Source organism: Magnetospira sp. QH-2, from assembly GCF_000968135.1.
GTDB lineage: Bacteria > Pseudomonadota > Alphaproteobacteria > Rhodospirillales > Magnetospiraceae > Magnetospira.
Genome location: NZ_FO538765.1, coordinates 2,531,720 through 2,552,974, shown reverse-complemented (window position 1 = coordinate 2,552,974; position 21,255 = coordinate 2,531,720). Strand labels below are relative to the sequence as shown.

General features: G+C 58.2%; 22 protein-coding genes and 1 tRNA gene. 5 read left to right on the top strand and 18 right to left on the bottom strand.

Features of this window, described 5'->3' with window-relative positions:
- A complete protein-coding gene (locus tag MGMAQ_RS12010; protein WP_046021717.1) occupies positions 1-675 on the bottom strand; it encodes a Fe2+-dependent dioxygenase in 675 nt (224 codons plus the stop codon).
- Between the two features lie 215 nt (positions 676-890).
- On the opposite strand from MGMAQ_RS12010, the gene MGMAQ_RS19675 reads away from it, so the two are divergent.
- The gene (locus MGMAQ_RS19675) at positions 891-1,337 is read left to right on the top strand and encodes a GNAT family N-acetyltransferase (protein ID WP_052716364.1); all 447 of its coding nucleotides are present in this window, start codon (positions 891-893) and stop codon (positions 1,335-1,337) included.
- A 101-nt stretch (positions 1,338-1,438) separates the two neighbouring features.
- Positions 1,439-1,705, top strand: a complete 267-nt coding sequence (locus MGMAQ_RS12000; protein ID WP_148560939.1) for a hypothetical protein — start codon at positions 1,439-1,441, stop codon at positions 1,703-1,705.
- Here the strand turns inward: MGMAQ_RS12000 and MGMAQ_RS11995 are convergent.
- The 4 genes from MGMAQ_RS11995 to MGMAQ_RS11980 form a co-directional block, all read right to left on the bottom strand.
- Entirely contained in the window at positions 1,702-2,370 is a 669-nt protein-coding gene (locus tag MGMAQ_RS11995; protein WP_046021715.1) for a DUF1013 domain-containing protein, read from the bottom strand. The two genes, MGMAQ_RS12000 and MGMAQ_RS11995, sit on opposite strands and share 4 nt — an antisense overlap.
- A gap of 102 nt (positions 2,371-2,472) precedes the next feature.
- Positions 2,473-3,486: an NAD(P)H-quinone oxidoreductase gene (locus tag MGMAQ_RS11990; RefSeq protein WP_046021714.1), complete on the bottom strand. Its 1,014-nt coding sequence runs from the start codon at positions 3,484-3,486 to the stop codon at positions 2,473-2,475.
- A gap of 79 nt (positions 3,487-3,565) precedes the next feature.
- Complete coding sequence (locus MGMAQ_RS11985) at positions 3,566-3,931, bottom strand: DUF6378 domain-containing protein (protein ID WP_046021713.1); 366 nt, start codon at positions 3,929-3,931, stop codon at positions 3,566-3,568.
- 88 nt (positions 3,932-4,019) lie between these two features.
- Positions 4,020-8,234: a FecR domain-containing protein gene (locus tag MGMAQ_RS11980; RefSeq protein ID WP_158498850.1), complete on the bottom strand. Its 4,215-nt coding sequence runs from the start codon at positions 8,232-8,234 to the stop codon at positions 4,020-4,022.
- 257 nt (positions 8,235-8,491) lie between these two features.
- On the opposite strand from MGMAQ_RS11980, the gene MGMAQ_RS19670 reads away from it, so the two are divergent.
- From MGMAQ_RS19670 to MGMAQ_RS11965, 3 genes are all read left to right on the top strand, one after another.
- The gene (locus MGMAQ_RS19670; RefSeq protein WP_052716363.1) at positions 8,492-9,571 is read left to right on the top strand and encodes an acyltransferase; all 1,080 of its coding nucleotides are present in this window, start codon (positions 8,492-8,494) and stop codon (positions 9,569-9,571) included.
- A 355-nt stretch (positions 9,572-9,926) separates the two neighbouring features.
- Positions 9,927-10,460 carry a hypothetical protein gene (locus MGMAQ_RS11970; RefSeq protein ID WP_198409119.1) on the top strand — a complete coding sequence of 178 codons (534 nt, stop codon included), beginning with the start codon at positions 9,927-9,929 and terminating at the stop codon, positions 10,458-10,460.
- 14 nt (positions 10,461-10,474) lie between these two features.
- On the top strand, positions 10,475-10,939 hold the full coding sequence (locus MGMAQ_RS11965) for a CYTH domain-containing protein (protein ID WP_046021710.1): 465 nt from the start codon (positions 10,475-10,477) through the stop codon (positions 10,937-10,939).
- 225 nt (positions 10,940-11,164) lie between these two features.
- On the opposite strand, the gene MGMAQ_RS11960 is transcribed toward MGMAQ_RS11965, so the two are convergent.
- The 13 genes from MGMAQ_RS11960 to hisG all read right to left on the bottom strand — a co-directional run bounded on the left by MGMAQ_RS11960 (position 11,165) and on the right by hisG (position 21,241).
- Complete coding sequence (locus tag MGMAQ_RS11960) at positions 11,165-12,643, bottom strand: tripartite tricarboxylate transporter permease (protein WP_046021709.1); 1,479 nt, start codon at positions 12,641-12,643, stop codon at positions 11,165-11,167.
- A gap of 26 nt (positions 12,644-12,669) precedes the next feature.
- The gene (locus MGMAQ_RS19665; protein ID WP_052716362.1) at positions 12,670-13,152 is read right to left on the bottom strand and encodes a tripartite tricarboxylate transporter TctB family protein; all 483 of its coding nucleotides are present in this window, start codon (positions 13,150-13,152) and stop codon (positions 12,670-12,672) included.
- A gap of 92 nt (positions 13,153-13,244) precedes the next feature.
- Entirely contained in the window at positions 13,245-14,228 is a 984-nt protein-coding gene (locus MGMAQ_RS11950; RefSeq protein ID WP_052716361.1) for a tripartite tricarboxylate transporter substrate binding protein, read from the bottom strand.
- Positions 14,229-14,885: 657 nt separating this feature from the next.
- A tRNA-Phe gene (locus MGMAQ_RS11945) sits at positions 14,886-14,961 on the bottom strand.
- 92 nt (positions 14,962-15,053) lie between these two features.
- Positions 15,054-15,260 carry a DNA gyrase inhibitor YacG gene (locus tag MGMAQ_RS11940; protein ID WP_065814692.1) on the bottom strand — a complete coding sequence of 69 codons (207 nt, stop codon included), beginning with the start codon at positions 15,258-15,260 and terminating at the stop codon, positions 15,054-15,056.
- A 4-nt stretch (positions 15,261-15,264) separates the two neighbouring features.
- Entirely contained in the window at positions 15,265-16,632 is a 1,368-nt protein-coding gene (locus tag MGMAQ_RS11935) for a ribonuclease E/G (RefSeq protein ID WP_046021708.1), read from the bottom strand.
- Between the two features lie 4 nt (positions 16,633-16,636).
- Positions 16,637-17,224 carry a nucleoside triphosphate pyrophosphatase gene (locus MGMAQ_RS11930; protein ID WP_046021707.1) on the bottom strand — a complete coding sequence of 196 codons (588 nt, stop codon included), beginning with the start codon at positions 17,222-17,224 and terminating at the stop codon, positions 16,637-16,639.
- A 25-nt stretch (positions 17,225-17,249) separates the two neighbouring features.
- The gene (gene infA / locus MGMAQ_RS11925) at positions 17,250-17,468 is read right to left on the bottom strand and encodes a translation initiation factor IF-1 (protein WP_046023280.1); all 219 of its coding nucleotides are present in this window, start codon (positions 17,466-17,468) and stop codon (positions 17,250-17,252) included.
- A gap of 103 nt (positions 17,469-17,571) precedes the next feature.
- Positions 17,572-18,264, bottom strand: coding sequence for an AAA family ATPase (locus MGMAQ_RS11920; protein ID WP_046021706.1), 693 nt, complete (start codon positions 18,262-18,264; stop codon positions 17,572-17,574).
- A 109-nt stretch (positions 18,265-18,373) separates the two neighbouring features.
- On the bottom strand, positions 18,374-18,799 hold the full coding sequence (locus MGMAQ_RS11915) for a low molecular weight phosphatase family protein (protein WP_046021705.1): 426 nt from the start codon (positions 18,797-18,799) through the stop codon (positions 18,374-18,376).
- Between the two features lie 7 nt (positions 18,800-18,806).
- Positions 18,807-19,283, bottom strand: coding sequence for a UPF0262 family protein (locus MGMAQ_RS11910; protein ID WP_046021704.1), 477 nt, complete (start codon positions 19,281-19,283; stop codon positions 18,807-18,809).
- Between the two features lies 1 nt (position 19,284).
- Positions 19,285-20,589, bottom strand: coding sequence for a histidinol dehydrogenase (hisD, locus tag MGMAQ_RS11905; RefSeq protein ID WP_046021703.1), 1,305 nt, complete (start codon positions 20,587-20,589; stop codon positions 19,285-19,287).
- Positions 20,573-21,241 carry an ATP phosphoribosyltransferase gene (hisG, locus tag MGMAQ_RS11900; protein WP_082085412.1) on the bottom strand — a complete coding sequence of 223 codons (669 nt, stop codon included), beginning with the start codon at positions 21,239-21,241 and terminating at the stop codon, positions 20,573-20,575. The genes hisD and hisG overlap by 17 nt, the downstream gene beginning before the upstream one ends.
- Between the last annotated feature and the right edge of the window lie 14 nt (positions 21,242-21,255).

Below are 21,255 nucleotides of genomic sequence, written 5' to 3'. Positions count from 1 at the left end.
TCAGACTTGGGCCCAGAGCCTGAATAGATAGTAGTAGGCCTCGTTGAATTCCGCTGTTTCATCGGCGTCCGGATACTTCTCGACCATGGAGTGATGGACCCGGTGAAAGGTGGAGAGGATCTTGCGCCGATGCGGGTCGGCGACCACGCTTTGCATGAAGACGATGGCCGCCACCCGGGCGCCGCGCGTCACTTCGTTGACCCGGTGCGGCGTGCCGGTGGGATAGACATAGGCATCCCCCCGCGCCAACTTGATCATGGATTCCGATCCATCGTCGTTGAGCAAGGCCAATTCACCGCCATCGTAGTCATCGGGGTCGCTGAGAAACACCGTGCAGGAGATATCGGTGCGCATGCCGCTATCTCCGAGCAACGGATTATCCACATGGCGGCCATAGGACATACCGGGCTCATAGCGTGAGAAAATCGGTCGGGAGAAACGCAACGGTAGGGCGTTGTCGCTGATCTGGGAGTCGGTGGCCAGCTTGGTATAGACCAGGGCGGCGGCCTCATCGGCGCCTTCGCTTTCCTTGGCATCCAATTCCAGATTGCTTTTGACCGCCCGAGCCCCGGTGTCGGCGGTAGCACCGCCGTCAACGAAGGTCCCATTCATCAAAATGCTGTCGATATGGTTGAGTTCCTGCGGTGATAGCAGGCCCTTAATGTGTAAGCGCATGGAACGGTTCCTCCGAATATTCGTTGTTTCTGATATAGAGTGTGGCCTATCGGCTTGCCAATCGCAACAAATAGGCGGATAACGCCCTTTCCATGTGCCATCACGGATTTTTAACCGGTCGTGCACATTCCGGTCACATTTTATCGGTAGAACAACGGCGATCCACTAGGATTCGCATAGGCATACCACTATTCCAAGGGACGAAAGATCCTGACATGACGGAAGACACAATTCGAATAAGGGTCGCCCGCGCGGCCGAATATGAAGACATCGACCGCCTTTGGGACCGATGTAACCTCACCGCCCATTACGATCCCTATCCTCGTGATAGGGCATTCACATCCGGTTCGGCTGATCTGTTTGTCGCCTTCGATCACCACAAGGGTTTGGTCGGTTCGGTGATGGCGGGATATGAGCAGGGGCACGGGGCGCTGCACTATTTGGCGGTGGATCCCTCTTGCGGTTGTGCCGGACTGGGCCGCCGCCTGGTGCGCCATGCCGAAGACTGGCTGGGTGCCAAGGGGATCTGGCCGATCCAACTGAACGTCCAATCTTCGAATTTGAGCGTCCATGACTTCTATGGTCGCTTGGCCCACGCCCATACGGACGTGGTTGATCTGAGCCGACTGATCGGCGAACCGCAGGTATCGGCGGCAAGCTAACGCTTGCGGTCGCCAGCACACTGGTCCATCATATTAGCGAAAAAGAATACTGGAATCGGGACCAAGGTCTGGCCATGCCCTGTCTGTTGCCGCCCGCATGTATGTTTTGTCGGCATTTCAACCACGATGATGAAGCGTGGGAGGCCGAAGGCGATTGCAAGGCCTATGCGGAAATCCCCGACGAAATTTTTTCCGACGGCCATCCCCATAACGAACCCTTGCCCGGCGATCGCGGTGTCCAGTTCGAGATCGACCCCGATCTGGCCGGGGAACTGGTTCAAGTCAATGAATTGCGTCTGGAAATGGGAGAGCCGCCGTTTGGGGCGGCGGCTCCGGTAACTCTGGATCATCCGAAAAGCGCTGATTAACCCTCGGCAGGCTCTTCCGGCGCGCTCTTGGGAAAGTTGGCGAACGGATCCACCGGCTCTTCCTGCTTGGGCGGGGCCAGGGGCTCCGGCTCCATTTCTTCGTGATCGTCGTCCCTGAGGATTACCGGGGCATGGACGGTGCCGGTGGCGGCGCGGGCGATCTGCACGACCTTTTCCAACTCCGGCAAGGTGCAAAGGCCCAGGTGTACGGGATTGCGTGCCTTGATATTGGGCGTATTCCAGTGCGACTTTTCGCGCACCGCGTTGATGGTCGGCTTGGTCGTGCCGATCAGCTTGCTGATCTGTGCGTCGGTCAATTCCGGATGGTACTTGAGCAGCCAGGCAATGGCGTCCGGGCGGTCGCCCCGCTTGGAGACCGGTGTATAGCGCGCACCCTTGGAACGCTTTTTGGCTTCCGGAAGATCCTTCTTAATCAGTTCAAGCTTGGCCGATGTATCGGCTTCGCAGCGCCGGATCTCGTCCATCAGCAACTGACCGTTGGCCACCGGGTCGAGGCCTTGCATTCCACCGGCCACATCGCCGTCGGCAATGGCCTGGATTTCCAGCTCGTGCAAGCCGCAGAATTCGGCAATCTGATCAAACGACAAGGCGGTGTTGTCAACGAGCCAGACCGCCGTTGCCTTGGGCATCAGAGGCAGCGTCATGGGGCATACCCTTTTTGTTGTTGGTTGAATGGCGTCAAGGAACACTCCGAAGGAGCATCCATCGACGATTCGCCCCGAATATAGGGGGGAAGGACCACCGGGTCAAATCGCCTGATCCATGGTCAGGACAATCTTGCCAATATGCTGGTTGGACTCCATCAAGCGATGGGCCTCGGCGGCCTGGGACAACGGGAATGTGGCATGGATGACTGGTTTCACCTCACCGGCCTCGATCAGCGGCCAGACCGTCTTGCGCAGGGATTCCGCGATCTCCGCCTTACGCTCCACGGATTGTGGCCGCAGGGTCGAGCCGGTGATGGTTTGACGCTTCAGCATCATCGGCATCAGATCCAATTCGACCTTCGAACCGCCGAGAAAGGCAATATGGATCAAACGGCCTTCGACACCCAGGGCCTTGAGGTTGCGGGACACGTAATCACCCCCGACCATGTCGAGGATGACGTCGACGCCTTTCTTGTCGGTCCATTCCTTGGCGGCGGCCACAAAGTCGCTCTGGTGGTAATTGATCGCCCGCTCGGCGCCCAAATCGAGACAGGCTTGGCACTTTTCGTCTGATCCCGCGGTGGCCATGACCTTCGCGCCCAGGCGGCTGGCCAACTGAATGGCCGTGGTGCCGATGCCGCTGGAGCCCCCATGAATCAAGAAGTGTTCGTTGGGGGTCAAATTGCCGCGCTCGAAGACATTGCTCCAGACGGTAAAGAAGGTTTCCGGCAAAGCGGCGGCCTGTATCAAGTCCAGCTTCTCTGGTACCGGAAGGCAATGGTCCGCTGGAACCACGCAGTACTCCGCATAGCCGCCACCGGGGGCCAAGGCGCAGACTTCGCTGCCCGGGCGGATGCCCAGCGCGGCTTCGCCCAGGGCCACCACACGACCGGAGACTTCAAGGCCCGGTAGGTCGGAGGCATCGGCGGGCGGCGCATAGCGGCCCATACGCTGCAAGACATCGGGGCGATTGATTCCTGCCGCGGCCACTTGGATCAGCACGTCGCCCGGGCCGGGCTTGGGCAGGGGGCGGGTGGCAAGACGCAAAACATCGGCATCACCGGGTTCGGTGATTTCCATACAGGTCATCTGGTCGGGAAGGGATAGGGTCATGGCGCGCTCGATTCTCCAATGGTCGCAAGGCGAGTCCATATAGGGTCGAGTCGCGTGAAAAGAGTCTTAACCGGCAGGGTTACTTTTTGCCTTGGCGACGCAGTGCCTGCCGTTTTTCGAATTTTTCCCTGGCTCCGGCGGGCAGGGCATCCATATCCAGCACACCTTTGTCCATCAACTGGGAGAAGGCATCCTCATAGGCGCGGATCATGGGCCGATCGAGGGATTCCAGAATCTCATGGAAATCGCCACCCTTTTCGTTGAACACGTCTGTGCCGTTGCCGTTCTTGGAAGCCGCACCGGCGTCTCGTTCGTACCGGGCGCGGGCGACTTTGAGCATGGTCAGCATGGCGGCCACGTCCGACGGCGAGTACTCGATGTTCATGTAGGATTTCCAAAGGTCGGCTATGACCTTCAGCTGCTCGACCTTGTCTGCTTTGTCCATCCGCCCGACTCCCAATCCCATACGCATAAAGTTGAAAACACGATAACCGGGTCACCCCGGTTACCGCAAGCAATGATCAGTATTGCCGTCAGGCGTCCAGTGTGGGGACGTTGCCTGCTATGATCACGCCTTCGCTGGGATCCTCGGAGACCGAGTAGCCAGATTGTGGGTCGCCTGCCAGTGCGGCCTGTACTTCTTCGGCGTCGACACCATTGAGGATGACCCGGGTCGGCTGCTCCTGTTCCCCGGAGGTCACCACCAGCATGGCGCCTTCTTCGGTGGCTTCCACGTTGACTTCTAGGTCTTCGCCGATGAGCTGCAACACGTCATCCATATCAAAGTCGGTGATCACATCGGTGTCGCCGTCCATGTCGAAAACGAACATGTCCATGCCGTCACCGCCGGTCAGAATGTCATCGCCCAGACCGTCAATGATCAGGTCACCGAAGTCCTCGCCGATCAGGGATTCGATATTGAATTGCCCATCAAGATCCACATCCCGCCCCAGGGTGACCGCTTCCGAAGGCGCCAGGCCGTCGGTAAGGTCGGTGCCGGTCAGTTCCGCCAGGGCTTCGTCGGAGCCGATGGCCACGTCCACTTCATAATGCGAGACCGAGCTGCCTTCGCTCCAGACGCGCAGCACATAGGTCCCGCCGTCCTCGGCATGGGTGGCAAAGGTGCCTTGGTCAGGGCCGAAACCTTCGATGGGGCGGCTTTCCGTATCAACCACACCGTCTTCCATGGCGTAGAGCTGGAAGCGCATGCTGTCGGGGGCATCTTCGGGATAGGTGATGGCCACCCATTCCCCGGCGTCCAAGGTGAACTCAAAGGCGTCGTTGTGAGTATTGTTGTTGCTGTTGTAATTGGCCAGACTGCCGGTAATCATGACGCCATCAATACCCTCGGCCACGTCACCAAAATCTTCGCGGGCGATTTCGTTGGTGCGCAGGGTGCCATCGGTCTTCATAAAGTTGGATTCGTCCTCGACGAACTCGTTGGCATAGATGCGGAACAGGTCTGCCAGCGAGGCGTCCGCCGGATCCCAATACAGGCCGTCGGTCAGCGGTTCGCCGCCTGCCAATTCGGTCAGTCCACGCTCGCCACCCACGGCGATGTTGACATCGTAGGACATATCCTGGGATTGACCATCGCTCCAGATGCGGACCACATAGCTTCCACCGTCGCCGGAGAAGGCGGAGAAAGAGCCATCCTCGGGGGACAGGCCTTCATCGACAGGGCGCAGGCGGGTATTGACCCCATCTCCTTCCATCTCGAACACCTGGAAGCGCATGTTGGCTTCCGCGCCATCTCCATGGGAGACGTTAAGCCATTCGCCAGGCGCCAGATCGAACTGGAAGGCGTCATTGTAACGGTCTTCATTGCGATTGTTGTCGGCCAGACTGCCGGTGATGGTGATGCCCGCCACGTCCTGGGTCACGGCACCGAAGTCTCCACGATCAAGATCAAAGGCAACCAGGGTCCCGTCGGTCTCCAGGTAGTTTTGTTCCTGCTCGGGGAGTTGGTTGGCGAACAGGGCAAAACGGTCGGCCACGGAGGCGTCTGTAACGTCCAGGGTCCCGGTGAGCTCGAAGTCCTGGGTGCGCGATTCTTCGGTCAAAACCATGACCACATAAGTCCCTGCGGCCAGGCCCGAGGCGTCCAAGGACGCGGGCGGATTGAGGTGATCGTAGCCGTCGGCAACGGTATCGGCCTCGTAGATGCGCATTTCAACGTTGGGATTGTCCACGTCCAGGCTCAGGCTTTCGCCTTCCTTCACTTCGAAGGTAAAGGCGTCGTTATATTCCTGATGATTGCCGGTGTTGTAGGTGCCCAGGCGACCGGTGACGGTGACCACGGCCTCGTCGGGGCCATCGCCCATGCCAAAGGCGCTGCGATCCACTTCCTGCGGCTCGTCGATATGGTTCGGTTCGCGCTCGCGCACCTCCTGCGGCAGGCTTTCCGCCTGCGGTGCCATGCCTTCGGCCCAAGACCAAGGGGCGTCGGGGTCGGTGGCATAAGCAAAGGCGTCCTGACTCTGGGGTAACTGATCCAGGTTGTCGGCGCGGATGGCGTCAACCATGGCTCCCTGCGCGAAAGTGGCGTTGTCGGCCAGAGAGGTGAGGAAGGCTCCCGCATCGTCGCCCGGCTGGAAGTTTTCAAGCAGGGATTCCATCTGGCTGTTCGCCGCCGACATGCCGTTGATGATCTTCGGGTCGATGGTTGACAGCGTGGGGGCCCCTTCGGGCTGTTGTGCGTTGAAGGTCTCGACGGCGCCATTGAGCATATCGCCCAGTTGGTCCGCGTCGGTCAAGTCGATGGCCCCTCCATCCGCCGCGTCGCCGATGGCGCCGATGGCCAATTGCATGGCGTCGGCCCCGTCCAGACCCGCCGCTTCCAGGGCCGCAGACATCTGCGACAGGGTGGAGGCGACCATGACCGATTTCGCCATCAGGCCCACATCGCCGCTCTCGGCAGCGGCCTGCGGATCGGTGTTCAGTAGATCGGTTCCCGGCGGCAGGCCCAAGGCATCGACGATATTGCCCTCGGCGGTCTCTTGATCAATGCCGCTCTGCATCTGGAAATTGACCAGGGTGGTCAGGGGTGAAATAACCGTCGAACCGTCCGGCGCGGCCATGGCGCCGTACAGGTCCAGGCCGGTGGTCACGTCGGTGCCGAGAACGGCGCGCAACGGACCACTTTGGAAGGTGGTGATATCGAATTCACCGTTTTCATCGCTGAAAGTATAGGCTTCGTCCGGGCCGTCGTACTGGTCCAGGACGCCGTCCTGATCGATGTCTTCGCCTTCGTCGAGAATGCCGTTGCCGTTCAAGTCTTCATTGTGATTGAACTCGCCGTCGTTATTGGCATCCACATAAACCAGTGCATCTTCCACGTAGCCGTCCACCACGACGCCTTCGTAGTAGTTGGGATCGGCAGGGTCGGTGTTTTGGGCGATGTTGCCCTCGACCGGACGATCATCCTCGGATTGCCCCTGCGGGCCCTGCGGGCCAGGCGGTGCGGGAGGCACATCATTCGGATTGGGCACGTTCGGGTCGTTGTTTTGATTGAACAGGTCTTCGAACGGATTTTCCGGGTCGTTATTGTTGTTGGAGCCCGGCGGCGGGGCTTCCGGGCCGGAGGCGGTATCGAAGTTCTCCAGATCCATGGTGAAATCTTCTTCGCCGTTGCCTTCGTCCTTGAAGAAATCGATGCGATAGCCGAGGCTGTCCTCGATTTCGCGCAATACTTCGTCCACCCGCACTTCCATTTCGTTGGCTTGCAGCTCTAACTCTTCAGCCCGCTGCACATCACCTTCCTCGCGCGCCAGGGCGGCCTCTGTGCGAATCTCGTCCAGACGCTCCATGACTTCCAAGGCCCTTTCTTCAAGGGTCTGAGGCAGATGGATCGATGTTTCTTGCACAATGGCCTGCACTTGGGAGTCACTGATTTGCAAGGTGGACGGACCCGACGACTGGGAGGGGGACCATTGCCAGCCGCCACCCACATGATTGATCGTGCCGAGCATTTCGCCGTCGGGGGTCATCAGCACGATTTCACCGACGCTCTCACCCTTGAGGGTGTTTTCAGGAAGGTTGACGGCCTCGATGGATTCGCCGTCTGTCTCCAAATAGACCTTGGTGCCGCGAATGCCGATGGTGGCCACGGGGGTTTTCACCATCATGGCGTCCTGGCCAAGTTTGGCGATCTGACCTGATACGAAAGTCGCTGCGCCGGTCAACAGGGCAAACGAGGCGGCCCCTTCTTCGGCGCCCGGATCATAAACCATCTCGTCAAGGACCATGCGGCCGCTCTCACCGAGCGAGAACACGCTGGAGTCGGCCAGGACGACGCCGACGCCGCTGCCGTCGCCGGTTTGCAGGATATCGCCCTCAAAAACCGGGTCGCCCTTGCTCAGTTCGCTGGTAGAGCCATCGGCATGTGTGACGGTTACGCTGCCATCGACCGTATCCACCTGACCAATCGGTTCGCCGAGAGAGGCGCTGCCGACCTCGGCCACCTGACCCGGTGCCATGGGCCCGGCCAACTTCGTGGCCACGCTGCCATCGATTTCGGCCCCTTCGGGGGTGGACAGAGTCGGCGGTTCGGATTGGGCGAAATAATCTTGGACGACAACGCTTCCGCCATCGCCGTCGGAGACGACCAAGTCAGCGCCCTCGCGGCCATATTCGGCCGAGGCAATGTCGAAACCCGCAGGGAATTCAACGTTCTCCTGGCCAGGCTCAAGGGTGAGGCTGGTGGTGGCGCCGGCTTCCGGAGGGGTGGTCGTTCCAAAAGTGCTCATAGTTTCGTCCGATCCGTTGATCCCGAGTCCCGGCCCCATGCCGGGATCGCAATTAGGTACTGTCTAAGATTATAACGAAGGCGGAACCGTTTGGGCAGTGACCGGGGTCACAGGCATCGATTTTTTGTCAATTATCAAAGTTTATCATGACGGAGTTGTTAAACTTCTATCTATTTTCATATACTCATTTGTAGAAATCGAATCAAGAATGGCCAAACAGCATTCGATCACTGCAAAAGGCTCCATAAGGAGAGGCTTTGAAACCTTACCTGGATTCCCTGACTGTGTTGAGGGGCCTGTTCTGCCTTTGGGTGATGCTGCACAACTATCGAACCATTATCCAAGACCTATCGTTCGTGAGCGATCCGGCCTTTCTTCGGGATGGCTATCTGGCGGTTGATGCTTTTTTCGTGCTGAGCGGCTTTATCCTCTCTTATGTCTATGAAGGGGATTTCAAAGGCGGGCTTGGGACCAAGTATCGCCATTTTATGGTTTCGAGGATCGCGAGGATCTATCCGCTGCATGTTTTCTCGCTGCTGGTGGTATTGGCCCTGGTTCTAATCTCATTTGCCTTTTTCGATCGTTCCTATGTGTCTTTGTTTGATCTCGGCGACAACCTGTCCATGATCTATTTCGTTGCGCATTTGGGACTGTTCCATGCCTGGGGATGGGCCGAAACCAACTCTTGGAACACACCCGCCTGGTCCATCAGCGTCGAGTTCCTGTGTTACCTTCTTTTCCCGCTGCTGTTTATGGGCGTTCGAGCCGTTTGCAGGATGTGGAGCCGAGGGGCATTCGCCGTTGCCGCCGCCCTGGCTCTCATGGTCGTTCCCCCATTGGTTATCTTGGGGGGATTTGACCAACCGAGCCTGGATGTCAGCCAAGACCTCGGGGTGATCCGGGGGCTTTGCGGATTTGCCGGCGGTATGTTCGTTTTTCAGGCCTCGCGGTCTCTCCCCTCATCGGACCAGGGCTTGGGGGCTTTGCTTGTCCTGTTGTCCTTGTATTTTCTTCCCTTGATGCTGTGGGAGACAGGGTGGCTGATTTCCTTGTTTCTCACCCCGTTTCTGATTCTACTGATGGCCCGTGTGAGGCTGAAGAGCGGCCCGATCGAGCGCGGGCTGATCGGGATCGGCAACATCAGCTATTCCATCTACATGCTGCATTTCATCCCCCTTTTGGTCAAAGAACGCCTGTTTGGAGCGATGCGGACGGATGCGGAGATCATGGCCATGCTCGGGGTTGTCTTTGGGGCGATCCTGATTGCGGCGATGATGACCAACCGGTGGATCGAAAAACCGGCCCGATACGCCATCCGGTCACGCTTTCGAACATAAACAGAGACTTGGTCGATAAACCAAGTCTGATGAAAAACGGCTAAAGTCCTTGGAAGACGAAAAAGCCCGCTCAAAGAAGCTGCCGCCGCCTGTATTGGGAGTCCCTTTTTTGGGTCCTGAGCCCAAACTCTTCGCTCTCCAACGGGCCGCCGCAGCGTTGTTTCCGTGACTCGCATAGGGAATAATTCTATAATTTATCACCTTAAATCATCAGGCCCGGATGAGGGCAGCGTGCCGCAAAATGCGACGGCTTTTCAAGGGCCTGTTAAACACATGGTGAAAAGTGATGAGCGAGATAAAGCCGCGGTTTGAGTTTCGGACCTGGGCCCAAAGTTTTGGCTTGGTCGAAGAGAAAATGCGCCGTCTTTCCAAATGCGAAGGTATCCGCGAAAGCGCCGAGATTTATATCATTTCTGCTGCGAACAACGAGAACAACACCAAAGTTCGCGATAAGAAAATGGACATCAAAGTGTTCGTACAGGAAAAGCAGGGATTGGAGCAATGGAACCCGCGCATGAAGGGCGAGTTCCCGATGCAAGCGTCCGCCCTGGTCAGTGATGTTTTTCCGGCTTTCGGCGTTGAGATGCCCGCGCTGGAGCGCGACGAGTACACTCTCGGGCAGTATCTCGATGAGGTCATTCGCCCCCATCCGCAATTGGCGGCCGTAAATGTATTCAAGCGCCGCTTTGCCTTTACCATCAACGACTGTATCTGTGAAATTGGGGAGATCAGCTTCAACGGTGCATGGTTGCAGACCGTGGCCGTGGAATCAGTGGACATTGAGGGTATTCTCAGGGCCAAGCAGATGTTGTCCTTGGACGAATATGAGAACGTCAACTACCTGCGGGCCATCAAGCGCGTCATCGGCATGGAGCCGTTGCCCGCATAAATAGGACAAGCAAAATGGCAAAAGAAATTGAACGCAAATTCCTGATCACGGGCGATGCCTGGCGCGCCTTGACCAAGGGAACACATTACCGCCAAGGGTATCTGTCGACAGTGAAGGAACGCACCGTGCGGGTGCGCACCATCGATGACAAGGGCTTCATGACCGTGAAGGGCATCACCATCGGTGCGACGCGGGTCGAATACGAATATGAAATCCCCGCCACCGATGCCAATGAAATGCTCGACAATCTGTGCGAGCAACCGATCATTGACAAGGTTCGCTACAAAGTAGCTCTCGATGGCTTCGTTTGGGAAATCGATGAATTTGGCGGTGTCAACGAAGGTCTGATTGTCGCTGAAATCGAACTGCAATCAGAAGACCAAGCATTCGCCAAACCCGATTGGGTGGGCGATGAAGTCAGCGGCGATCCGAGGTATTTTAACTCCAACCTGATCGCTAATCCCTACACCACTTGGTGATCTCCAACAGCTAATCCTTCGATCGCGGTTCCGTGATCGAGGGATTTTTTTTCGCAATTGCTTAGAGGCGGATTCAAAAGTATTCCTTTGATCTCGAGGGCGTATATTTCCGCTCTGGCGGCGTCAAGACCTCCTAACGGGGCGCCGCCCCGTATCGTCGGCCTTTCCTGGCCAGATCAAAAATCTACTGCCTTGATATCTAAAGGATACTTTTAAATCCGCCTCTTAGGCTTTGCGGGCTTTCATTGATTTGTAAATGGGCCAAGCGAAGAGACCCAGAGCGACCGCCAGCATGGTTGCCGACAGGGGCTCGGTGAAAAACACCATGGGTCCGTCCATCATGATGGCGCGGCGGAAGTTTTCTTCAAGCAAGCTGCCCAAAACGATGCCCAAGACCACCGGGGCGACCGGGAAGCCATAGCGCTTGAACAACCAGCCGATCACACCGAATCCAAAGCAAGCCCCGACATCAAATAGAGATCCGCGCACGGAATAACTGCCGATCAAGGCGATGGCCAGGATCATGGGATGAAGAATACTGACCGGCACCTCAATCACTTTGGCGAAGTAGCGCACACCAAAAAGCCCCAGACCCAGCATCACTATATTGGCGATGATCAAAGATGCAAAAATTCCATAGACGATTTCTGGATTGGTTTCGAACAACAGCGGTCCGGGCGTGATGTCGTGAAGTTGCAACGCGCCGATCAACACTGCGTCGGTGGCGCTCCCCGGAATACCTAGCGCCAACAGGGGAATCAAGGCACCGCCCACTGAACTGCTGTTGGCGGCTTCCGATGCTGCCACACCTTCCATGGCACCCTTGCCGAACGTTTCAGGTTCTTTGCTGGTTTTCTGGGCGATGTTATAGCTGATGAACGATGCGATGGTCGCCCCTGCGCCTGGGAAAATGCCGATGATCGTACCTAGAACGGAAGATCGGGTGATGGTCCACTTGACCTTCCAGCTCTCTCGAAAGGTCGGCAAGGCCCCCGATACCATATCCAGTGCCCGCTTACCCAAGCCACCTTTTTCCAGGTCTGTGAAAACGACACTGAGGGCGAACAATCCGATCAAAGCCGGAATCAGCGAGAAGCCATCGTACAGCGCCTCGACGCCAAAGGTAAACCGCGACACGCCCGACAAAGGATCGATGCCGACGGTGTTGATAATCAGGCCGAACAGCACAGCAACCATGGCTTTGGCGACATTGCCGCCGCCCAGGGAGCCGACCGTCGTCAGGCCGAAAATCGCCAGGGCGAAATAGTCGGCAGGATGAAAACCAATGGCCAGTTTCGCCAACGGCACGGCAAACGCGATGAGAATGAAAACGCCGAATACACCGCCAATGGTCGAGGCAATGAGCGACATGCCTAAACCTTTTCCGGCCTGTCCCTTTTGCGTCATGGGATAACCGTCAAGGGCCGTTGCCGCCGCCGCAGGCGTGCCCGGGGTGTTGATCAAAACAGCCGTGATGGAGCCACCGAAGTTGGACGATATATAAATTGAAACCAGTAAGATAATGGCCAATGCAGGGGACATGGTGTAGCTAAACGGAACCAACAGGGCCACGCCGGTCGAAGGCGAAAGTCCGGGCATGGCACCGACCATGATGCCGATGCTGACACCAACGACAATAATCAAAATAGGCTTCCAACCCATCAAGGTGCTGAAGCCAAATGCAAGACTGTCGAGAAGTTCCATGTGATTTGAGCTCTGCCTGTTGTTGTTTATTCTAAGAGTGGCGCTAGCAGCGGGCCGATCGGCAATGAGATGTAGAGCAGCTTGAGAAAGATAAAGTAGCTAAAGACCAACCAGCCAATACTGACCACCACCATCACCCCAAGCCGCCGATATCCCATGGCGAACATAGAGCCCATGAGGAAAGCAAAGGTACTTGTGAAATATCCAATCGGTTCAACCGCCGCCAAATAGGCAAACAGCCACAGTGCAAACAGGATCACAAACCCAATCCGTCCGGGAATGGGATCGGGTTTTCCACGTTGGCGGATCGCTTGAAACACCAACATCAGGCTAAATGCAACCGCAAAGCCCATCCACATAAACGGAACGGCAGCGGACCCGACGTCTTCCGAGGCCGGAAATTCCAAGGCCTGGGCGAACAAGACGCCGCACATCATCAGCAGAACCAAAGGTAGCATCAAGTTGCCGACATAACGTCGATTGTTCTGATCATTTGTATTTTGTGTCATCACCCGTACCCCGGATCAGAAAAGCCCCAGATCAGAAAATACCGGGCACAGCTCTTGGCGCTGCGCCCGGCACCTAAACGCTTGATGCCAGATTATTTCAGCAACCCTGCATCGGTGGCCCACGAGGTCACTTCGGCTTTGTCGCCTTCAATAACCTTGTAGAATTCTGTGGGGCCCTTGTAGACAGGGTCAATGTTCATTCTGGCAACATGTTCAACCCATTCGGGATCATTCTGAAGACGGTTGAACAAGTCGGCGTAGAACTTCGCGGCGTCATCGGGGATGCCTTTTTTAACGGCGAAACCACGCCACATAATCTCGTTGTCCAGGCCCGAAATACCCAATTCACCAAATGTTGGGGTGTCGGGGAAGTCGGCAAGCCGGGACGAGCGCGAAAGAGCGGCAATCTTGAACTTAGGCTGACCCAAAATGTCGCGGGGATTGCCGACGTAGACCGCACCGCGTCCAGCAAGAAGCTCAATCATCGCGTTCTTGCCACCCTTAAACGGAACGTATTTGACCCATTTGGGATCGATTCCAGCGGCTTTCCAAGTCTTCATCGCCATCACGTGGTCAAGGCCACCGGCTGCCGGTCCCACCCAGATCTGACGCTTACCTGCGGCACCCTTGGCTTTTGCATCGGCAACGATTTGTTCCCATGTGTTAACCGGCATTTCCTTGTTGGTGATGATGGCTTCCGGATCGGACTGGGTCATTGCTGTCCATTCAAAAGAACCCAAGTCGATATCACTCTTGGCGATGACCGTTTTGTAGACCACGGATTTTGTGGTGGCGAACAAGGTGTAGCCGTCAGCCGCTTTTTCCTGGATATATTTCATGGCGACAATGCCGCCGGCGCCTGTCTTGTTCTGAACCACAAAGGTCGCACCCGTTAGGCGTTCGCCAATGGCCGCAAGCTTGCGGGCATCTACATCCACACCACCACCAGGTTTAACGTAAACAATGATGGTAATCGGTTTTTCCGGGAACGCGGCCACCGCGCTGGCGGCGAATCCAACCAGCAAAAACGAAGCAGCCATAAAGCCAACCGTAAGGCGGCTAAAAAACACCAACATAACCAATTCTCCTTCTATTTGCGGCTCTTGTTGAGACCGCTGGAAACGATCGAGTCTCACATGGGGAAGGAAACGAAATAGGAATGGAACGGTCTCCTAAATCGTTCACTCGCGGCTTTTGGCAAAATGTATCGTGAAGATTATATAGAGTTTTCCTTCTGTCGGGGAGTCTCATTGGGTGCTGATAGTGCGCTGCATTCAAAATTCAAGCGCAACACCGATTGATTTGGTGAAGGCCTCGATTGGTGTGAGGAAGCCGAAGCAATTACGGGGCGTTACCGAGGAGAACCCGAACAGTCCCAAGCGAATACCATACGTCTGTAACAAAGAGGGGGTTAGGTGTATTCGGGTCACCGAGATGGTGCACGAATTGGCACCTAAGCGTGGTTGACGGAGGCCTAATCTAGGGTCAGATATTTGAGCAGGTATACGTCCATCAGTCGTCACAACTTTCCCCCCCCTTATGGGGTAACGCGTTCCAACTCTGGGAGAGACTGAAGGAAGGGCGATAGTGGCAACAACATGGCTCCTGCGGTGTCCACTTCCGTGGGATTCGCGGGGGCCGATTTTTAGGTTGTTGTGAGGGAGTACTTACAGGGAGTGCGTTTGCCCCTGTATGGCATTGTAACTAATTGAATTTGCATGATTTAGGGAAAATGGTGCCCGGGGGCGGACTCGAACCACCGACACGCGGATTTTCAATCCGCTGCTCTACCAACTGAGCTACCCGGGCGGGAAGCCGTGCCCATGGCGCGGCGACCGGAGGGGTGTATAGAGGAATTCCAGGGTGCTGTCCAGCCTCCAGGATGACGGAATCATGACCGCTTAAGGATCCTCTTCGGCGCGGTCGTCTCCAGGCTCTTCGTCGCTGGGAACGCGATAGTCCTCGGCGAACCATTTGCCCAGGTCCAGGTCGGCGCAACGCTTGGAACAGAAAGGACGATAGGCATACAGCGCCGGTTTGCCGCATTGGAGGCAGCGGCGTCCGGCCATGGGCACATCATCGGCGGAAGCGGAGGCTTTGTCGGTCATGGCGCTACTCTTGATCGTTATCGGGGCCGAGATTGATTTGGTCGACGGCCAGGCGGTCATCGGGGGTCAGCCGCAGGGGACATCCCAGGCGTCGCCGGGTCTGATCCAAGGCTTCCCGGTGTTGGCCCTCGAGACACGCCACCATGGAAGAATGCAAACGCAGGACCAAGGTCCCCCGAGGCGCCTGTCGGGATTCAGCCAGCAACCGCCGCAGAATCTGGAAGGCCAGGGTTTCGGTATTGGGTTGTCGGCTTCCTGGGGCAAGCATGATCTCGTCCACCGACGGGCGCCGCCGTTCACGGATCAATTCCAGCCAGCCGTTGGGTCCCCAGCCGGTTACGTGACAAGGAACGGGATCCGTGTCCAATCCCTCGCGGAGTCGATCTTCCAGTTCTCGTCGTCGATTGCTTTTGGAATCTCCGGCAAAATCCACCGCAATGGCGCCACCGATATTGCGCAGGCGTATCTGTTCGGGAATGGCCGTCGCCGCTTCCAGGTTGGCTTGATGAGGAGCCCCCCCCTTGCCCCGTGCCGGGGTGGCGCCTGTATCCACGTCCATGGCGGTCAGCGCGGCGGTTGCCTCGATGATCAGCCTTCCACCGGATGGCAAGGCCACCACGGGTTCTTGCAGAGCCTCCAGGCGTTCTTCCAGGTCAAAGGTCTCGAACAGCGGTTCAGCCTCCCCATGGGGCACGATGCGTACCGCCAGATCCGGTGCTCGTTCGGTGCAGAAGTCGCGCAGGCGGCCCAGGATTTCGGCCTCATCGGCAATAATTTCGTCCAGATGCCCGGCCTGGGTCAGCAACTCGGCAAGGCCATCGGGCGAGGGAACCAGTCGGCAGGGCGCGCCATCCCTCTTGTTTTCCGCCTTCTCCCAAACCTTGGTCAGGGCGTTGTACTCCTGATCCAGAAGGTCCCCGGGCGCCCCGGCGGCGGTACGACGGACGATCAAGCCCATGGTCTTGGAAGCGGCCCAATCGATCAAGGCGTCCCGGCGGGCTTTGTCCGTCAGGGAGCGAGAAACCTTGGCGTTCTTGCCAAGGGGCAGCAGCACCATGAAGCGCCCTTCAAGGCGTGGTTCCCGGTTCAGCTTGGGGCCCTTGGCGCCTTCGGCGTCGCGGGTCACCGTCACGATCAGCGATTGCCCCTCTGTGATTCGGTCATCCTTGCGCAGCGGCAGAAAGCCATCGGGTCCGCGATTGATGGACACAAAGGCGCCCGCCGTGGAAACGGCGGTCACTCGCCCACGGTAGATGCCGCCGACCAGACTGGGCCGGCGATCTCGGTCGATTCGCATATCGATCAAGTGATCTCCATCCAGCAGAGCGCTGCGTGTCTCGCCAGGCAGGCGGCTGACCAGGAGGCGCCGCATCGGGTTAGACCCCATAGCCTTGGCCGCGCAGCAATCCTACCGTCTCCGGCAGCGACAGCCCGACCACATTGGTATAGGAGCCGACGATTTGCCGCACAAAGGCCCCGGCGCGGCCCTGGATGGCATAGGCACCGGCCTTGCCGTCCCACTCGCCGCTAGAGATATAGGTTTCGATTTCGTCCGGGTGCAGCACCTTGAAGGCCACTGATGTGGTAATGCGCCTGGCCAGGGGGCGGCCTTCCGGGGTGACCAGACATAGCCCGCCGATGACCTTGTGACGGCGCCCAGACAGCAATTTGAGCATGCGCCGGGCGTCGGCCTCGCCATCGGGCTTGCCCAGGCAGCGGCGGCCGACGGCGACCACCGTATCGGCCCCTAACACCAGGGATTGCGGATGCTCTTCGGCCACGGCGGTGGCTTTGGCCACGGCGAGGCGCTCTGCCAGATGGGCGGGTTGTTCATCCTTCAGCGGAGATTCATCCACATGGGCGGGATGAACGGAATCCGGTGTCACGCCCACCTGGGCCAACAGATCCAGGCGCCGGGGCGATGCGGATGCAAGTATAAGGGGGAGGGATCCGGCCTGCGGCATGAGGGTCGATCCGGATCGCGCGGGCTTATTTAAAGCGGAAGGTGATCCGACCCTTGGTCAGGTCGTAGGGGGTCATTTCAACATTGACCCGGTCACCGGCCAACACCCGGATGCGGTTCTTACGCATCTTGCCGGACGTATGGGCGAGAATCTCGTGGTCGTTGTCCAGCTTGACACGGAACATGGCATTGGGCAGCAGTTCGGTCACGGTGCCGCTGAATTCGATTAGGTCTTCTTTGGCCATCTGGTCCTCTGGGGTCATTAAACGTGCGGCGTAAGGTGCGCATCCGCACCCCTCCGGTCAAGTCTTTTCCCCGAAAAGAGACCCTGTCGACCCAATAAAACGACTATTTCCTGTTGGTGCCCGTCACTTCGCCTGTTTTGCACAGGCTATTGACCGCCTGTTCGAGCAGATCCACCACTTGGTCGTAGGATGCAAAGTGGTCGGTATTGATCTCCAAATCGTAGTCCAGGGGATCGTTGGCCTTGTGTGCGAACTGCTCTTTGATGAAATTGCCGCGCTTCTTGTTGCTTTCCTTGACCATCTTTTCGGCACGCTCTAGCGGCATGTCTTCCTGCATGGCGATGCGTTTGGCACAGACCTCCGGGCTGCCGGTTATGCGGACCCGCAACACATCGCGACCGGCGAGGATGATATGGGCGCCGCGACCGAGGATCACGCCGCCGACCTTGTACAAAGCCCGGGTGGCGGTCACCAGATGGCGGTGATAGTCGTCGCGCGAGACCTTCTTGCCGGTCAGCAGTGAATAGAGCCAGGCATCGCTGGCACTGGAAACCGACTCGTGCAGCTTGTTCATCAGGCTGCTGTTGGTTTGAGTCTGTTTGGCAATGGCATCGAGAATCTCGCGGCTGAAACAATCCACGCCGAGGCGTTTGGCCAGCATTTCGGCGATTTCATTGCCGCCGGATCCCATGGTGCGGGATATAGTGATGACCGGCTTGCGGCCTTGTCCCTCTTCGGGCTCCAGGTCCTGAGACCGGACCATGGCTTGTATGACACCTTGGACGTTGAAAGTCATGGGTATTCCCCTTCCATTTGTCCTCGTTACCTCATATCCATTCTACCACTCGGGCGCGTTTTTCGGTAGGGCAAACGGCTTCTAAGAGGTTGAATTTCATATGGGGAATTTAACGTGGAAAACGTTCACGGATGCGCGCCATCAATTGATCTCGCACTTGGCGATAGACTTCGAGCCGGGTATCGCGGCTGCCTTCAATGATAGAGGGGTCGAGGGTATTCCAGAATTCCACCTCGCAGGCCATGTAGCGGGTCAGGTCCACGGCCTTGTGCTGCGCTTCTGGAGACAGAGAGATGATCAGGTCGAAGGAGCTGTCTTCCAGGTCTTCGAAGCTCTTGGAGCGGTGCTTGGTGATGTCCAGGCCGATTTCGTCCATCACCTCGATGGCGAAACCATCCGCTTCACCGGGCCGTACCCCCGCCGAATCGACAAAGATGGACTTGGGGAACAAGTACTTGAGGATCGCCTCGGCCATGGGGGAGCGGATGGCATTCATGGTGCAGCAAAACAGCACGGCCGAGGGGAGGGGCTCCATTCCGCGTCTAACCCCTGATGTGCAAGACGCAAATCAGCGTGAACAGCCGCCGAGCGGTGTTGTCGTCGATCTCGGCGTACTCGGCTAGGCGTTCCTTGAGCACCTCCGCACCATCGTTGTGCAGGCCGCGGCGTCCCATGTCGATGGCTTCAATCTGTTGGGTTCCGGCGCTCTTGATGGCTGTATAATAGGTCTCGCAGACCATGAAATAGTCTTTGATGATGGTCCGGAACGGCGAGGTAGGCAGGGTGAACTTGCGCAACGGATCCCCGGCCTCGGAATGCAGGTCGAAGACCAGGCGGTTGTCTTGAATGCCTAGTTTGAGGATGAACGGGCCCTGTTCATCGACCACATCGAACAGGTTTTCTTCCAGCAGGTCATAGATGGCGACGGCGCGTTCGTGTTCCACCTGCGGGCTGCGCCGGACAACGGTCTTTTCGTCGAGGGTGACCTGGATGATACGGGCCGTCTCCTCGCTGTTCATGTCAGTCTCCCGTCGGCATGTTGAGCCGCAAAGCCACCGAATCTCCGTGAGCATCCAACCCTTCCGCCCGGGCCAGAGTCACCGCCGCCGGTCCTATGCGGCTCAGAGAGTCACTATCGCATTGAATGAAGGTGGTGCGCTTAAGAAAATCAGGAACCCCCAGCCCGGAAGAAAAACGGGCCGAACGGGACGTGGGCAGCACATGGTTGGGGCCGGCCACATAATCGCCCACCGCCTCGGGCGTGAAGCGACCGAGGAACATAGCCCCGGCGTGGCGGATTTTGGAGGCCAAGGCCTGCGGATCGGCGACGGCCAGTTCCAAGTGCTCTGGCGCGATGCGGTCCACGAGCGAGACCGCGCGGTCCATGTCCGGGACGACAATCACCGCTCCGTGGTCAGCCCAGCTGGCCCCGGCGATCTCCGATTTGGGCAGCCGTTTTAGGTGGCCCTGTACAGCTTTCTCCACCGCGTCGGCAAAGGCCGCATCGTCGGTGATCAAGATGGATTGGGCGCTGGGGTCGTGCTCGGCCTGGGACATCAGATCCATGGCGATCCAGCCGGGATCGTTTTCCCCATCGGCGACCACCAGGATCTCCGACGGTCCGGCGATCATGTCGATGCCAACGGTGCCGAACACTTGGCGCTTGGCGGCCGCCACATAGGCATTGCCTGGCCCGACGATTTTGTCCACCGGAGCGATGGTTTCGGTTCCATAGGCCAGGGCGCCCACCGCCTGAGCCCCGCCAATGCGATAGACCTCGTCGATGCCGCAAATCTTGGCCGCCGCCAGCACCAGGGGATTGAGCACGCCGCCCGGGGTCGGCACAACCATGGCCACGCGATCGACACCGGCGACCTTGGCCGGTAAGGCATTCATCAGCACTGAGGAGGGATAGGCCGCCAGCCCGCCGGGCACATAGAGCCCCACCGCCGCCATGGCGCTCCAGCGCAGGCCCAGGCGAACACCGGCCTCGTCGGTATAGTCCAGGCCCTCGGGCACCTGTTTGGCATGGAACGCCTCGATACGCTTGGCCGCCAGATCCAGGGCTTCCAGAGTTCCCGGCGCGCATTGGGCGGTGGCGGCCTCGATTTCGGAGGTCGAGATGCGCAGGGCCTCGGGCGTCAGGTCCAGCTTGTCGAAGCGGGCGGTATAGTCGATGACCGCGGCGTTTCCGCGTGCCTTCACATCCTTGAGGATGGCCGCGACCGTATCGTTGACATCGGAATCGGATTCCCGCTGGGCGGCCAGCACCTCGGCAAAAGCCGCCTCGAAATCGGTGGCGTTGGCATCAAGACGGACGGGCATCGAGCACCTCCCGGAAGCGGTCGATCCAATGGGTGATCTCTTCGGGCCGGGTTTTCAGGGCGGCCCGATTGACGGCCAGGCGGGAGGTGATCTCGGCGATCTGTTCCACTTCCACCAGACCATTGGCGCGCAGGGTGTCTCCGGTGGAGACCAGATCGACGATACGGCGGCAAAGTCCCAGCTTCGGTGCCAACTCCATGGCTCCGTTGAGCTTGATGCATTCGGCCTGCACACCGCGGGCGGCAAAATGGCGGGCGGTGATGGCCGGATACTTGGTGGCCACGCGAACGTGGCTCCAGCGCGACGGATCGTCCTCGGCGCTCAGTTCCACCGGCTCGGCCACCGCCATGCGGCAATAACCGATCCCCAGGTCGAGGGGGGCATAGATCTCGGGGAAATCGAATTCCATCAGCACGTCGTTGCCCGCCACGCCCAAATGGGCGGCGCCAAAGGCGACAAAAGTGGCCACATCGAAGCTGCGTACCCGCACGATATCAAGGTTGGCGATGTTGGTCTTGAAGCGCAGGGCTCGTGACTTGGGATCGTCGAAAGCGGGCTCCGGTTCAATCCCGGCGCCGCGCACGATGGGCATGACTTCTTTCAGAATGCGGCCCTTGGGCAAGGCAAGAACCAAATTGTCGGTGTCAGGCACGGGTCAAAAACTCC

Coding starts and splice junctions, on each gene's coding strand:
- MGMAQ_RS11910 (WP_046021704.1), bottom strand. CDS start 19,283: ATGAACAGCGAGGAGACGGCCCGTATCATCCAGGTCACCCTCGACGAA.
- hisD (WP_046021703.1), bottom strand. CDS start 20,589: ATGCCCGTCCGTCTTGATGCCAACGCCACCGATTTCGAGGCGGCTTTT.
- MGMAQ_RS11915 (WP_046021705.1), bottom strand. CDS start 18,799: ATGGAGCCCCTCCCCTCGGCCGTGCTGTTTTGCTGCACCATGAATGCC.
- MGMAQ_RS19675 (WP_052716364.1), top strand. CDS start 891: ATGACGGAAGACACAATTCGAATAAGGGTCGCCCGCGCGGCCGAATAT.
- MGMAQ_RS11970 (WP_198409119.1), top strand. CDS start 9,927: ATGCGCCGTCTTTCCAAATGCGAAGGTATCCGCGAAAGCGCCGAGATT.
- MGMAQ_RS11995 (WP_046021715.1), bottom strand. CDS start 2,370: ATGACGCTGCCTCTGATGCCCAAGGCAACGGCGGTCTGGCTCGTTGAC.
- MGMAQ_RS11940 (WP_065814692.1), bottom strand. CDS start 15,260: ATGACCGACAAAGCCTCCGCTTCCGCCGATGATGTGCCCATGGCCGGA.
- MGMAQ_RS12010 (WP_046021717.1), bottom strand. CDS start 675: ATGCGCTTACACATTAAGGGCCTGCTATCACCGCAGGAACTCAACCAT.
- MGMAQ_RS11950 (WP_052716361.1), bottom strand. CDS start 14,228: ATGTTGGTGTTTTTTAGCCGCCTTACGGTTGGCTTTATGGCTGCTTCG.
- MGMAQ_RS11990 (WP_046021714.1), bottom strand. CDS start 3,486: ATGACCCTATCCCTTCCCGACCAGATGACCTGTATGGAAATCACCGAA.
- MGMAQ_RS11985 (WP_046021713.1), bottom strand. CDS start 3,931: ATGGACAAAGCAGACAAGGTCGAGCAGCTGAAGGTCATAGCCGACCTT.
- MGMAQ_RS11980 (WP_158498850.1), bottom strand. CDS start 8,234: ATGAGCACTTTTGGAACGACCACCCCTCCGGAAGCCGGCGCCACCACC.
- MGMAQ_RS11960 (WP_046021709.1), bottom strand. CDS start 12,643: ATGGAACTTCTCGACAGTCTTGCATTTGGCTTCAGCACCTTGATGGGT.
- MGMAQ_RS11920 (WP_046021706.1), bottom strand. CDS start 18,264: ATGACTTTCAACGTCCAAGGTGTCATACAAGCCATGGTCCGGTCTCAG.
- MGMAQ_RS11930 (WP_046021707.1), bottom strand. CDS start 17,224: ATGCCGCAGGCCGGATCCCTCCCCCTTATACTTGCATCCGCATCGCCC.
- MGMAQ_RS19665 (WP_052716362.1), bottom strand. CDS start 13,152: ATGACACAAAATACAAATGATCAGAACAATCGACGTTATGTCGGCAAC.
- MGMAQ_RS11935 (WP_046021708.1), bottom strand. CDS start 16,632: ATGCGGCGCCTCCTGGTCAGCCGCCTGCCTGGCGAGACACGCAGCGCT.
- MGMAQ_RS12000 (WP_148560939.1), top strand. CDS start 1,439: ATGTTTTGTCGGCATTTCAACCACGATGATGAAGCGTGGGAGGCCGAA.
- MGMAQ_RS11965 (WP_046021710.1), top strand. CDS start 10,475: ATGGCAAAAGAAATTGAACGCAAATTCCTGATCACGGGCGATGCCTGG.
- infA (WP_046023280.1), bottom strand. CDS start 17,468: ATGGCCAAAGAAGACCTAATCGAATTCAGCGGCACCGTGACCGAACTG.